The organism is Proteus sp. fly-1013 (assembly GCF_040140245.1).
Classification (GTDB): domain Bacteria; phylum Pseudomonadota; class Gammaproteobacteria; order Enterobacterales; family Enterobacteriaceae; genus Proteus; species Proteus mirabilis_B.
Window position 1 is genome coordinate 95692 of record NZ_JBEEWD010000007.1, and the last position, 13087, is coordinate 108778.

A 13087-nucleotide genomic window follows, 5' to 3' on the forward strand; every position below is an offset into this window, starting at 1 on the left:
CACATAAGGCGTTTTCGTTATTTACTTAAATATATAACGATTTTAATTATATAGGTCATTATTTGCCAGTGTGTAGAGTGTGGGATAACTGCTATATTAAAAGAACGAAAATAAAAAGAGAGTGACCCAAATTGTGAGAAATGTACCTTTAAAAAGCGTTGATTCACTTGACCGAGATGTTATTGCGCTGGGTACAGACTATTTACCCAATACGTTGTTAGAAACGCATCAACATCGCCGAGCCCAATTTTTATACCCTGCAACAGGGTTAATTGAAGTGAGTACAGATGATGGTGAGTGGGTTATTCCACCGTCTTGTGGGGTGTGGATCCCACCAGAAACTGGGCATGAAACTCGCATGTTAGATGTGAGTACTCGAAGCTTGTATATCGAGCCTTCTGCTGCTCCTCGTCATAGCAAACAATGTGAAGTTGTCAGTGTTTCCCCTCTTTTTCGCCAACTCTTGCTTGAAGCCGTAGATGTGCCCGCAGAATATGATAAAAAAGGGCGAGATGGACTTTTAATGCAGTTAATCTTATGTGAATTAGCGAAAGCAAAACCGTTACCATTTTTTGCACCTATTCCACAAGACAGTAAATTAGCTAAATTATGTCGTGATTTTATTCGTAACCCAAAAATAGATTCTTTACCGCAACAGTGGGCAGATAAATTACATAAAAGTGAGCGCTCTTTTAGCCGCTTTTTCCGCCAACAAACAGGAATGTCATTTTCACAATGGCGACAACAAGTCTGTTTATTGAATTCATTAACACAAATCTTATCGGGACGCGGCATCACCGAAATTGCCTTTGATTTGGGTTATAACAGCGCTGGTTCATTCTCGACGATGTTTAAAAAACAGATGGGACAATCACCTTCTCACTTTAGTATGGATGCACTGGATATCGATAGGTTTTAATAAAATAATTATATTATTTCAATTTAAAATGGATGAGTCGGATAAGTTATTAGTTTTAAAAAATAGATATATTATTATTTTAATTTAGAAGTTGATTTTATTTAAATAAGTAAAATCATTCTTCTTAATAAATATTTTATTTATAAAATAGCCCTGTTATCTTGTCGTTGTTATAATGCCATCTCTTTTTAGATGGAATATATTTGTGGGATTAATAATTAAAGAACAGTGTGTTATCGTGCAACATGATTGCTCTGATTGGTTAATAACCCAGCCAGAAGGAAATCCAACCATTGAATATGCTAATGACTTGAAAGTTTATGCTGTTTTTAAACGACAATTTCTTTCTGGTAAACAAAGTCATAATAGAAAACAGCGGTTTTTGGGAGATAACTGTCCTTTAATTTACGCATTAAAAGGAAAAAATGGTTTATATACGAATATTTCAAGTATAAAAAAACTTAATTATAGTTTTGAAATAATTTGCACTAAAATTATGAAGCTAGAATCACAAGGATATCAATTAATAATATCAATACCATCTGCTCATAACATTAGTTATATCATAGCAAAACGGTTGGCAAAAAAATTTAATGCGTTACATTTAACTAATACGCTAAGAAAAATTACAGTTAATAATGCTTTTCAACTGCTTGATAGTGCAAATGTTAATGTTAAAGAAGCTAAAAGCCTCGAATTTAAAATTAAAATACAAGAAAAAGAGGTTGGAAATAATGGTAATTTTTCACTAAAAGGAATTCCAACGAAATATCGGGATATATTTCCACCATTCATTTTAAATGAACACTTATCACTCTCTTATAAACGAATAAGAATACTACTTGTTGATGATCTTATGGCGACTGGAACAACACTAATTACAGCAAGAGAAATAATCGCACAACAATATCCTAATGCGGTTATACATGCTATTTGTCTATTTAGTTCAATGAAACGGCAAAATCAAAGGCTTGATAATATCAAGATAAAAAGATATAAAGATGACACAGAGTGTGCTTGAGTCTCCTCGCTCTCAAAATCCAGATGAGACCCGCGTAAGCACCTGGCTGAGGTCAGCTTGTAAAGAGCAAATATCAGTCGATTAGGCAGCGGCTAATCCTTCAACAGAATTGTTGTCGTAGAGAAATACCGAAAAGGAGAGCGTAAGCTCTCCTTTTACTTTCTAATTTCTACAAAAAATGTGCAGATAGCTATTATTAAAACTATTTTACTCTCGTACCTTATTACGCAAGCAATAAGGCAGAGCCACTAAGCTAAGTGCGGTAATAATTGCCGTCGCGGTTAACACCACGAAAAAGGCATTTTCAAAGGCTAAATTTGCTTGAGATATCACAAGAGAAGCCATGTCATTTGGTAACTTCTCTGCCACAATCAGCGCTTCATCTAAACTGTCATATACCGCATCATCAATGGTTAATGAGTCTGGTAACATCAGTTTTAAGGTGTATACCGTACTCATCAAACTGCCCATAAATGTCACGCCAATCACACTACCGAGCTCATAAGCTACATCTTCAATGGATGCCGCCATTCCCGCTTGTCTATCTGCCACACTCAACATAATTGACGTCGATGCGGTGGTAAAAATAATACCTAAACCAAAGCCGATTAAGAATAAGCTGCCGATTAATACCATTGGAGATGTTGTTTGATAAACGGCAATTAGCCACAGATTTCCCACTAAAGTCAGCATAAATCCGGCAATAATTAAGCGAACTTCACCTAAACGCACCAAGAAATAACCTGCCAATGGAGAAGCCAGTACAGAGCCAATAGGAATGGGCAAAATGACCAACGCTGCATTAAGTGGGGTAAAACCTGCGACAAGCTGTAAGCGTTGGCTGAGCAGTAATTCAATACCCACAATGATCACCATAGAAAGCACTGCCATTAAAATACCGATACTAAAAAAGCGGTTTTTAAATAGCCCAAAATCAATCATTGGGTGAGCTTGTTTACGCTGACGTAAGGTAAATAGAGTGAGAAAGATCACGGCAATCACTGTGGCAATCGTGGCTTCACTCCACTGTGTATAAGGTTTTCCTATCTCTTTTAAGGCATAAATGGCGCTGATCAAACCCACTAAAATCAATATTGAACTTAAATAATCAATTTTATGATCACCATGTCCTGAAAACTTAGGGATAAGCCAAAAAGAAAACGGTAGTACAAAAAGAACAATGGGAACGTTAATTAAAAATACAGAGCCCCACCAAAAGTTATTTAATAAAATACCACCAATTAAAGGTCCTAACGCCGCACCGCCCGAAGCAACAGCAGACCAAATACCAATTGCAATAGCACGCTCTTGTGGATCGCTAAAAACTTGGCGCACTATTGATAGTGTTGCTGGCATACTCATTGCCGCGCCCACAGCTAAAAAACCCCGAGAAGCGATTAAAGCGGTAGCCGAAGGTGAAAATGCTGCGCACAATGAAGCGAGTGCAAATAGCGGTAATCCACTAATAAATAATGTTTTATGACCAATCCTATCTGTGAGCATACCTGCTGCGGGTAATAATCCAGCAACAATTAATGGATAAGCATTCATTATCCAAAGTTTCTCTGATGCACTTGCGTTTAAATCATGAGTTAAACGTGGTAATGCGGTATAAAGCACTGTTACATCAACAACAATGAGAAACAGCATGCTAGATACCAAAAGTAATACTATCCAACGTTTATAATCTTTTATCATAGAAATCTCAGTTATTTTTATGTGTATTATTTTTACTAGCGGCTATAATATAAATCCATACGACCGTATTGAAAAGAGGTTTTTTTATGGGACGTCAAAGAACTATTGATAGAGAAAAACTGCTAGAAGCTATCTTCGACATTGTGATGGAGCAGGGCGCAGCAGCGTTAACGATTGATACTGTTGCAAAAAAAATGGGGATCTCAAAAGGGGGCGTTCAATACTGTTTTAGCAGTAAAGAGGCGATGATTGATGCAATGTTTGATTTTTGGGAAGAGAGTTATGAAACTCAATTTAATAAGATAGTTGAAAGTGATAATTCCCCTGAAAATCGAGTTGCTGCACATATCCATGCCACACATCATCACGATAAAGTCTCTTTTGCCAAAGGCGCTAGTTTGATGGCAGCGTTGCTACAAACTCCAGAATATCTACAAAGTACTAAAGAGTGGTATCAACAACGATTAGCCGGTATCGATACGACAACAGAAGCGGGAAAACGCGCACGATTGGCATTTTTAGCAACAGAAGGTACCTTTTTGCTGCGTTATTTTGGATTAATGGATATTGATGATAATGAATGGCAATCTATCTTTGAAGATATTGATTCAGAGTTACTTCAGCAAGGGAAAAGGCAATAAAAAAGCACGCTGTTAATGAGAAGAACAACATGCTTTTTATTGAAGATAATCGGCTAAACGGCATTAGTAATACGTTGTAATTAGTAATACATAGCAATTAGCTTATTATCGAGCTCTTTAACGTCAACGGGTGTGTCGAAGATATCTTCGATAATATCTGCTTTCATGATCTCTTTGGGTGAACCGTGATAATACAGTTGTCCGTTACGCATGGCTAAAATATAGTCAGAGTAAACAGAGGCAAAATTGATATCATGAATAACGATAATAATAGTTTTTCCTAATTCATCTGCGGCTTTTCGCAGAAGTTTCATCATTATTACCGCGTGTTTCATATCAAGATTATTAAGCGGTTCATCAAGCATGACATATTCAGTATCTTGACATAGCACCATTGCAACATAGGTACGCTGACGTTGCCCACCCGATAATTCATCTAGATAGCGATGACGAAATTCAGTCAAATTCAAAAAGGCGAGTGACTCATCAATCACTTTTTTATCATCGAGCGTTAAACGCCCTTTGCTGTAAGGATAACGCCCAAAGCCAACTAATTCTTCTACGGTTAAACGACTAACAAATTGGTTTTCTTGGCGCAGTATTGAGAGATTTTTAGCAAGAACATCGCTATTAGTTGCAGCAACATCCATACCGTTAACGCTTACCATGCCACTTTCAGGAAGTAATAAACGTCCAATAACAGAAAGTAGTGTGGATTTACCCGCGCCATTAGGGCCAATGATCGAAGTAATACCGCCACGTTGAATTGTTGTTGTTATATTATCGAGAACGGTTGTGTCTTGATAACGTTTTGATATTTTGCTGATTTCAATCATATTAAAGTCTTCTTAACACCAAATAGATAAAGAACATCCCACCAACAAACTCAATCACAACAGAAAGTGTTCCTGTCATTTTTAAGCCATACTCTAAAACCAGTTGCCCACCGATTAAGGCGATAGTACCCAGTAGGAAGGCGACAGGCATCAAGAAACGATGCTGGCTGCTGCCACTGATATGATAAGCAAGGTTAGCCACAATTAAACCCAAGAAGGTTAATGGACCAACTAAAGCGGTAGAAACGGCAACTAAAACAGAAATCAGTAACAGAATATATGTGGTCTGTTTGCGGTAATTAATACCGAGGTTAATGGCATTCGCTTGCCCTAATGCCATTACATCAAAGCTATAACGCATACGCCAAAGTAAAATACCAACAACCACAATAATCGCTAAGGCACAAAAGATAAGATCAGGCGTGGCGCGGGTGAAAGTGGCAAACATGCGACCTTGTAAGATGGAAAACTCATTAGGGTCCATCAAGCGTTGTAATAATGTGGCGGAACTGCGAAATAGAGTCCCTAAGATAATCCCAATCATCAGGACTAAATTAATGTTAAAGCGTACTGAGCTAAACAACCAACGATAAAGTACAACCGAAAATAGCACGAGCAATGTCGATTCTAAGAAGAACTTTGATAGGTTCAGCATCCACGATGCAGGCATATCGCCTTCAAAGAAGACAAATACGGTTTGTAGTAACACAAATAGGGCTTCTAACCCCATAAGTGAAGGTGTCAAAATGCGATTATTGGCAATGGTTTGAAACAGAATAGTCGAAACACCAGCAGCAAACGCCACCACAATCATGGTGAGAATAATGTAAGCGCGGTGAGTCAGAATATAAGAGATATTGCCGTTTAGGTTTATCGTCATAAATAACACAATAGATAATAACGATGCCCCTAATAATAACCAGATACGAGACATGGGGGAGAGGCGCGTTTTCTTATGTTCGACAGCGCCAGTACATTTGCTAATTATGGATGAATTAACTTTTTGCATAACGTTGCTGCTTTAGTAGTAAGAAAAGGAAAATAATGGCACCCACAGCCCCTAAGATAACGCTGGCAGGAATTTCAAATGGGTAGCGAATAAGGCGACCAATCACATCACACAGTAAAACAATCGCGCCACCACTTAAGCAAACCCAAGGGATGGTTTTACGGATATTATCCCCCATCACTAAGCTCACCAGATTGGGCACAATTAAACCAAGGAAAGGCAATGCACCGACAACAGAAACCACAACACCACTGATAAGCGCGATAATCGATAACCCTATTATCATCACTTTGCGGTAATTCAGCCCTACGTTAATGGAGAACTCTCTCCCCATTCCGGCAACAGTAAAGCTATCTGCAACCCAACACGCCATAATTGCCAGCGCACCGACAAGCCATAACAGCTCATAACGGCCTTGCAGCACACTTGAGAAATCGCCACTAGTCCATGCATCTAATGATTGCAGTAAATCGAAATACACCGCTAAGAAGATGGTGAGCGCGCCAATAACTGCACTGAGCATAATGCCGACTAAAGGCACTATCAGTGTTGTTTTTAAGGTGATCCTTTGCAGAAGCAACATAAACAACAAAGTACCAAGCAGGGCAAAAACAGTGGCAACCATCATTTTGGTAAAGATGCCAGCAGCTGGAAAGAGCAGCATGACGACTAATAAACCAAGACTTGCAGATTGGGTGGTTCCGGCAAGAGAAGGCTCAACGAAGCGGTTTTGGGTGAGCAGTTGCATGATTAAGCCTGCAACACTAATGGCTCCACCGGCGAGTAATAATGACAGGGTTCTTGGAACACGGCTGATAAAGAAGATATCGCGCATATCGGGATCAGAAAAAAGCGAAGCAGGAGTAATATCTCCTGCGCCGACAAATAGACTGATCATTGAGAGGATAGCGATACCTCCTATCCCCAATGATAAATGGAACGTTTTCATTCAGTTACTTTATTTTTTTTTGATCCAATGCCTGATTAATTGTATCCATTAAGCGAGAGTAAGTTTGGATCCCGCCAGAGATATAAATGGAACTTGCATCAAGATAGATAACTTGGTCTTTATTCCAAGCGTTTACTTTTCTGACCAGTGCATTATCAAGAACTTGTTTAGCTGGTTGTGAATCTTCACGACCAATTGCTGCATCACGGTCAATAACAAACATCCAATCTGGGTTCAGTTTTAACAGTAATTCAGAGTTAACGATGTTGCCGTGAGAACCTGGGCTATCAAAAACATAAGCCGGTTCAAAACCTAATACATCATAGATAAAGCCAAAGCGAGAGCCTGGACCATAAGCAGAAATTTTACCGCCACTGACTAAAACCACCATTGCTTTACCTGCATCGGGTGTTTTGGCTTTTACGGTATCAATTTTGCTATGGAAATCAGCCAGTAATTTTTTAGCTTGTTCTTCTTTGCCAAAAATTTGACCTAATGTTGTTGTGCGTTCAGCAAGGCTTTCAACGAAACGCTTAGGATCGATATCCATTGAAATCGCAGGTGCAATTTCACTTAATTTTGCATACGCATCACGAGCACGACTACCACTTAAAATTAAATCAGGTGCTGTTGTGCTGAGCTTTTCATAGTTCGGCTCAAATAATGCACCTTCATTGATATAGTCGTTTGGATTGGTGTACTTCTCTAAGAATTTTGGTAAATGAACATTCGTTTGTGGAAGACCAACAATAGAAACACCCAATGCATCAATAATATCGAGGGTTTCCATATTCATCACAACCACTTTTTGTGGATGTGCAGGGATTTCAGTTGTCCCTTGGAAATGTTCAATCGTGAGAGTTTGTTTCTCAGCTGATTGTGCTGTTGATGTGTCTTGAGCGTTATCACAACCTGCGATAACAAGTGAAGAAAGCAGTAAAAACAGTGGGCTTAATGACTTTTTAAACATTCTCTTTCCCATATTGTTGCAACACGAAATAACACGGATCTTTACAGCAGTGGCCTAAATGTCGATCCACAAAGAAGACGATAATACCATCAAAAGTATAAAGAGTAATGATACTAATTCACATTCTCATAATAATAAAGGATTAACTTGACTAAAATGGCGAAATTTTGCGAGTGGTCATCGGTGTAAATGGAAAAGACAAATTTCGTGACGTGAAAGAACTCTTCAGATTATTTGCTCAATTTGTGAAGAGTGTCAAAAGAGTAGGTCAAGGAGAGACAATTCTTAACCTATAAGAAATATCGTTAACTAGTATCATTGCGTATACTTCATTCAAGCAGAAACAATCCTTATTTTAATCTTACTTCGGTTTCTGTACTGACACAGTAATGAATGCACAAGAGAAAGCCTTGTTATCTCTAGGGTAAATCGTTGCCAACTCAAGAGGGTTTTATGCAAAAGAAATATATTTACTTATTTTGTTCTGCTGGCATGTCAACATCTCTTCTCGTGACCAAAATGCGAGCACAAGCAGAAAAATATGAAGTGCCTGTGGTCATTGAAGCATTTCCTGAAACCTTAGCAGCACAAAAAGGACAGGATGCAGATCTGATTTTACTTGGTCCACAAATTAGCTGGATGTTGCCTGATATCCAAAAATTACTCCCTAATAAACCGGTCGAAGTGATCGATTCTTTGTTATACGGAAAAGTAGATGGCTTAGGTGTGTTAAAAGCCGCTGTCGCCTCTATTAAAAAAGCATCTGCAACAACAAATTAATTTTATTTTTTATTTTTTTATTATTTCTATTCCAGTCAAAGAGCGAATTTTTCAGCAAGCCGAGCAATTAGCGGCATTTTAAGGGTATTTTTCTATGAGTAAGTTTATTGGTTCACTTGAAAAGGTACTCCTTCCTTTTGCGGTTAAAATTGGAAAGCAACCTCACGTTAATGCAATTAAGAATGGCTTTATTCGTTTAATGCCGTTAACCCTTGCAGGGGCAATGTTTGTACTTATCAATAACGTTTTTCTTAGTTTTGGTGATGGCTCCTTCTTTTATTCTTTAGGTATCCGCCTTGATGCATCAACAATAGAAACGCTCAATGGTTTTAAAGCCATAGGGGGGAATGTCTATAATGGTACATTAGGGATAATGTCGTTGATGGCGCCGTTCTTTATCGGAATGGCATTAGCAGAAGAGCGTAAAGTTGACCCAATTGCGGCAGGTTTACTTTCTATTGCTGCCTTTATGACAGTCACACCTTATAACGCAGGTGGTGCTTATGCAGTAGGCGCTAACTGGTTAGGTGGGGCAAATATTATTTCAGGTATCATTATTGGTCTTGTTGTGGCTGAGATGTTTACCTTTATTGTGCGTCGCAACTGGGTTATCCGTTTGCCTGATAGCGTACCAGCTTCTGTTTCACGTTCGTTCTCTGCATTAATTCCGGGTTTTATTATCTTATCAATTATGGGGATTGTTTCGTGGGGATTAGCGACGTATGAAACGAACTTCCATCAAATTATTTTAGATTCTATCTCAACACCATTAGCATCAATGGGCTCAGTGGTTGGTTGGGCATACGTTATTTTCACCTCTCTACTGTGGTTCTTTGGTATTCATGGTTCGCTCGCACTTGCTGCACTTGATAGTGGTATTATGACGCCTTGGGCGTTAGAGAACGTCTCCATCTATACTGAGTACGGTTCAGTAGAAGCTGCACTTGCAGCGGGTAAAACGTTCCATCTTTGGGCGAAACCGATGTTAGACTCCTTTATCTTCTTAGGGGGTACAGGGGCAACACTGGGGCTTATTATTGCAATCTTTATCGCCTCTCGTCGTGCCGATCATCGTCAAGTGGCAAAACTGGCACTGCCAGCAGGTTTATTCCAAATTAATGAACCGATTATTTTTGGTCTACCTGTGATTATGAACCCTGTGATGTTTATTCCATTTATTCTTATTCAGCCTATTCTTGCCGCTATTACTGTGACTGCTTATTACTTAGGGATAATCCCACCAGTGACAAATATTGCGCCGTGGACAATGCCAACTGGGCTAGGTGCTTTCTTTAATACCAACGGTAGTATTGCGGCACTGTTATTAGCACTATTTAACTTAGGTGTTGCCACACTGATTTATCTTCCTTTCGTGATTATTTCAAATAAAGCTCAAACTGAAATTGAAAAAGAAGAAAGTGAAGAAGATATTGCCAATGCATTGAAATTTTAAGTGATAGAAAACACAAGTGCAGAGGTTTCTCTGCACTTGCCAGTGTCAAAGAGGAAATATGATGTTAGATATTGAAAATGCCGTTGATAGCAGTGCAACTGATGATGAATTTGAAGAGATCATCATGGGGCTTATCATTAATTCAGGTCAAGCTCGTAGTGTGGCTTATGGCGCATTAAAAAAAGCCAAAGAAGGTGATTTTGATGGCGCTAGAAAATTAATGGAACAGTCTCGTGAAGCATTAAATGAGGCGCATAAAATACAGACTCGTTTAATTGGTGATGACCAAGGTGTGGGCAAAACAAAAGTCAGCTTGGTATTAGTTCACGCGCAAGATCATTTAATGACATCGATGTTAGCCAGAGAGTTAGTGACGGAATTAATCGAGCTACATGAGAAGATAAAATAAGATGAATACTGTGGTGGAGTCATTGAGAGCACAAAGCGAAATACGCATGGTCTATGAAGATCAGCTATTTAATGGCAAAAACTTTCATGTCTTTATTTATAATAAAACAGAAAGTGTCAGTGGATTGCATCAACATGATTATTATGAATTCACCATTGTATTAACAGGGCGCTATTATCAAGAAATTAATGGTAAAAAGATTTTATTAGAGCGGGGTGATTTTGTTTTTATCCCCATCGGCTCTCATCATCAAAGTTTTTATGATTTTGGGGCAACACGCATTTTAAATGTGGGAATTAGTAAAGCCTTTTTTGATAAACATTACCTCTCGTTATTGCCTTCTTATTTTATCGCTTCACAAGTTTATGAATTAAAAAATGAGTTTCTTTCCTATATTGAATCGGTCATTGGCTCATTAAATTTCCGCCATACCGAATTTAATGAATTTATTGAAATTGTCACCTTTAATGTGGTGAATAGATTACGACACCATCGAGAAAATAGAACGCAAGATGATATTCCTTTATGGCTAAGAGAGACTGTAAGCGAGATGCATGACAAACAAAAATTTGGCGAAAATGCACTGGTTAATATGGTAATGCTATCAGGAAAATCACAAGAGTATTTAACCCGAGCAACTCGGCGTTATTACGATAAAACACCGATGCAAATTATTCATGATATTCGAATTAATTTTGCTAAAAAACAATTGGAAATTACAAACTACTCGATAACAGATATTGCTTTTGATGCAGGTTACAGCAGTCCAAGTTTATTTATTAAGACATTTAAGAAAATAACTTCGCTGACACCAAATAGTTATCGGAAAAATTTATACAGTATTAAAGAAACAAACTAATTCATTATTAAGCGTAAGAAATTAATCAACAATAAAGATTAATTTTATTGAAAATAGAGAGAAAGAAGAAAATAAGCTTATTTTCTTCATGGCTCTTTACGCCTTAATTTCGCCATTAATACACAAATAACAGCACTATTACGCTGTATGGGAGTATTTTATGAGTCATAAATTAAAAATCGTTACCATTGGTGGTGGAAGCAGTTATACGCCTGAATTATTAGAAGGTTTTATTAAGCGTTATCATGAGCTACCAATCACAGAATTATGGTTAGTGGACGTTGAAGAAGGGAAAGAGAAGCTTGATATTATTTTTGAGCTTTGCCAGCGCATGGTAAAAAAAGCGGGTATTCCTTTAACCATTTATAAAACACTTAATCGCCGTGAAGCATTAAAAGAGGCTGATTTTGTCACAACACAATTACGTGTTGGTCAATTGAAGGCAAGAGAGCTTGATGAATCTATTCCTTTAAGTCATGGCTATTTAGGGCAAGAAACCAATGGTGCTGGTGGTCTATTTAAAGGCTTGCGTACTATCCCTGTTATTTTCGATATTATTAAAGATGTTGAAGAAATTTGCCCTAATGCGTGGATCATTAACTTTACCAATCCAGCGGGTATGGTAACAGAAGCGGTTTATCGTCATACCAACTTTAAGAAATTTATTGGGGTTTGTAATATTCCAATCGGTATGAAGATGTTTATTACAGATGTTCTGAAGCTGACAGAAAAAGATGAACTCTCCATTGATTTATTTGGCTTAAATCATATGGTGTTTATTAAAGATGTCATTGTAAATGGTCAATCCCGTTTTCCTGAATTATTAGACGGCGTAGCTTCAGGAACATTAACCGCAGGCTCTGTGAAAAATATTTTCGACCTACCATTTAGTGAAGGTTTGATCCGCTCTCTTAATATGTTGCCATGCTCTTATTTGCTGTATTACTTCAAGCAAAAAGAGATGTTAGCGATTGAGATGGGAGAATACTATAAAGGTGGTGCTCGCGCTAAAGTAGTACAAAAAGTCGAAAAACAACTATTTGAATTGTATAAAGATCCTGATTTAAATATCAAACCGAAAGAGCTGGAATTACGCGGTGGTGCTTACTATTCTGATGCAGCCTGTGAAGTGATTAACGCTATTTATAATGATAAACAAGCTGAGCATTATGTGAATATTCCTCATCATGGTCATGTCGATAATATTCCAGCAGATTGGTCAATTGAAGTGACGGCTATTTTAGGGCGTGATGGCGCTAAACCTCATCCACGTTTAACGCATTTTGATGAAAAAGTGATGGGATTAATTCATACCATTAAGGCCTTTGAAATCGCGGCGAGTAAAGCAGCTATTAGTGGCGAATTAAATGATGCCTTATTAGCAATGAATTTAACACCACTGGTACTTTCAGATAAAGATGCAGAAGTACTTACGCGTGAAATGTTATTAGCGCATAAGTCACATCTACCTAATTTTGCTAAAGCAATTGCTGAGTTAGAAAAAGCCTCTCATTAATTGTCGGTAGAGAAAAATAAGTAATAA

Annotated in this window: 13 protein-coding genes; 8 read left to right on the forward strand and 5 right to left on the reverse strand. The window is 38.0% G+C overall.

Annotated elements, in window-relative coordinates:
- Window positions 1–133: 133 nt before the first annotated feature.
- Together ABN236_RS14155 and ABN236_RS14160 are read left to right on the forward strand one after the other, a co-directional pair.
- On the forward strand, window positions 134–919 hold the full coding sequence (locus tag ABN236_RS14155) for an AraC family transcriptional regulator (protein WP_088495979.1): 786 nt from the start codon (window positions 134–136) through the stop codon (window positions 917–919).
- 205 nt (window positions 920–1124) lie between these two features.
- Window positions 1125–1940 carry a phosphoribosyltransferase family protein gene (locus ABN236_RS14160; protein ID WP_349474273.1) on the forward strand — a complete coding sequence of 272 codons (816 nt, stop codon included), beginning with the start codon at window positions 1125–1127 and terminating at the stop codon, window positions 1938–1940.
- 207 nt (window positions 1941–2147) lie between these two features.
- On the opposite strand, the gene ABN236_RS14165 is transcribed toward ABN236_RS14160, so the two are convergent.
- Window positions 2148–3638: an MFS transporter gene (locus ABN236_RS14165; protein ID WP_349474274.1), complete on the reverse strand. Its 1491-nt coding sequence runs from the start codon at window positions 3636–3638 to the stop codon at window positions 2148–2150.
- Between the two features lie 86 nt (window positions 3639–3724).
- Here ABN236_RS14165 and ABN236_RS14170 point away from each other — a divergent pair, with 86 nt between their 5' ends.
- A complete protein-coding gene (locus tag ABN236_RS14170) occupies window positions 3725–4279 on the forward strand; it encodes a TetR/AcrR family transcriptional regulator (protein ID WP_349474275.1) in 555 nt (184 codons plus the stop codon).
- A gap of 80 nt (window positions 4280–4359) precedes the next feature.
- Here ABN236_RS14170 and ABN236_RS14175 read toward each other — a convergent pair whose 3' ends face one another.
- Genes ABN236_RS14175 through ABN236_RS14190 form a run of 4 tightly spaced genes read right to left on the reverse strand, consistent with a single transcriptional unit; the run spans window position 4360 to window position 8043 of the window.
- Window positions 4360–5115 (reverse strand): iron ABC transporter ATP-binding protein, encoded by a 756-nt coding sequence (locus ABN236_RS14175; protein WP_088494264.1) that lies wholly within the window; start codon window positions 5113–5115, stop codon window positions 4360–4362.
- Between the two features lies 1 nt (window position 5116).
- Complete coding sequence (locus tag ABN236_RS14180; protein ID WP_088494265.1) at window positions 5117–6124, reverse strand: iron chelate uptake ABC transporter family permease subunit; 1008 nt, start codon at window positions 6122–6124, stop codon at window positions 5117–5119.
- Complete coding sequence (locus ABN236_RS14185; RefSeq protein WP_075674003.1) at window positions 6111–7073, reverse strand: ABC transporter permease; 963 nt, start codon at window positions 7071–7073, stop codon at window positions 6111–6113. Before ABN236_RS14185 ends, ABN236_RS14180 begins: the two co-directional genes overlap by 14 nt.
- A 4-nt stretch (window positions 7074–7077) precedes the next feature.
- Window positions 7078–8043, reverse strand: a complete 966-nt coding sequence (locus ABN236_RS14190; RefSeq protein WP_349474276.1) for a siderophore ABC transporter substrate-binding protein — start codon at window positions 8041–8043, stop codon at window positions 7078–7080.
- Window positions 8044–8496: 453 nt separating this feature from the next.
- On the opposite strand from ABN236_RS14190, the gene ABN236_RS14195 reads away from it, so the two are divergent.
- From ABN236_RS14195 to ABN236_RS14215, 5 genes are all read left to right on the forward strand, one after another.
- Window positions 8497–8823 (forward strand): PTS sugar transporter subunit IIB, encoded by a 327-nt coding sequence (locus ABN236_RS14195; protein WP_069369489.1) that lies wholly within the window; start codon window positions 8497–8499, stop codon window positions 8821–8823.
- A gap of 94 nt (window positions 8824–8917) precedes the next feature.
- Window positions 8918–10276, forward strand: a complete 1359-nt coding sequence (chbC, locus tag ABN236_RS14200) for a PTS N,N'-diacetylchitobiose transporter subunit IIC (RefSeq protein ID WP_088494267.1) — start codon at window positions 8918–8920, stop codon at window positions 10274–10276.
- Window positions 10277–10337: 61 nt separating this feature from the next.
- A complete protein-coding gene (gene chbA / locus ABN236_RS14205) occupies window positions 10338–10685 on the forward strand; it encodes a PTS N,N'-diacetylchitobiose transporter subunit IIA (RefSeq protein WP_088494268.1) in 348 nt (115 codons plus the stop codon).
- A 1-nt stretch (window position 10686) separates the two neighbouring features.
- A complete protein-coding gene (chbR, locus tag ABN236_RS14210) occupies window positions 10687–11544 on the forward strand; it encodes a transcriptional regulator ChbR (protein ID WP_088494269.1) in 858 nt (285 codons plus the stop codon).
- Between the two features lie 160 nt (window positions 11545–11704).
- Window positions 11705–13060: a 6-phospho-beta-glucosidase gene (locus ABN236_RS14215; protein ID WP_349474277.1), complete on the forward strand. Its 1356-nt coding sequence runs from the start codon at window positions 11705–11707 to the stop codon at window positions 13058–13060.
- Window positions 13061–13087: the final 27 nt, after the last annotated feature.

Bases quoted from the DNA above. Each gene is read 5' to 3' on its own strand.
- ABN236_RS14195 (WP_069369489.1), top strand. From the start codon at position 8,497: ATGCAAAAGAAATATATTTACTTATTTTGTTCTGCTGGCATGTCAACA.
- chbA (WP_088494268.1), top strand. From the start codon at position 10,338: ATGTTAGATATTGAAAATGCCGTTGATAGCAGTGCAACTGATGATGAA.
- ABN236_RS14180 (WP_088494265.1), bottom strand. From the start codon at position 6,124: ATGCAAAAAGTTAATTCATCCATAATTAGCAAATGTACTGGCGCTGTC.
- ABN236_RS14215 (WP_349474277.1), top strand. From the start codon at position 11,705: ATGAGTCATAAATTAAAAATCGTTACCATTGGTGGTGGAAGCAGTTAT.
- chbR (WP_088494269.1), top strand. From the start codon at position 10,687: ATGAATACTGTGGTGGAGTCATTGAGAGCACAAAGCGAAATACGCATG.
- ABN236_RS14190 (WP_349474276.1), bottom strand. From the start codon at position 8,043: ATGTTTAAAAAGTCATTAAGCCCACTGTTTTTACTGCTTTCTTCACTT.
- chbC (WP_088494267.1), top strand. From the start codon at position 8,918: ATGAGTAAGTTTATTGGTTCACTTGAAAAGGTACTCCTTCCTTTTGCG.
- ABN236_RS14175 (WP_088494264.1), bottom strand. From the start codon at position 5,115: ATGATTGAAATCAGCAAAATATCAAAACGTTATCAAGACACAACCGTT.
- ABN236_RS14165 (WP_349474274.1), bottom strand. From the start codon at position 3,638: ATGATAAAAGATTATAAACGTTGGATAGTATTACTTTTGGTATCTAGC.
- ABN236_RS14170 (WP_349474275.1), top strand. From the start codon at position 3,725: ATGGGACGTCAAAGAACTATTGATAGAGAAAAACTGCTAGAAGCTATC.
- ABN236_RS14185 (WP_075674003.1), bottom strand. From the start codon at position 7,073: ATGAAAACGTTCCATTTATCATTGGGGATAGGAGGTATCGCTATCCTC.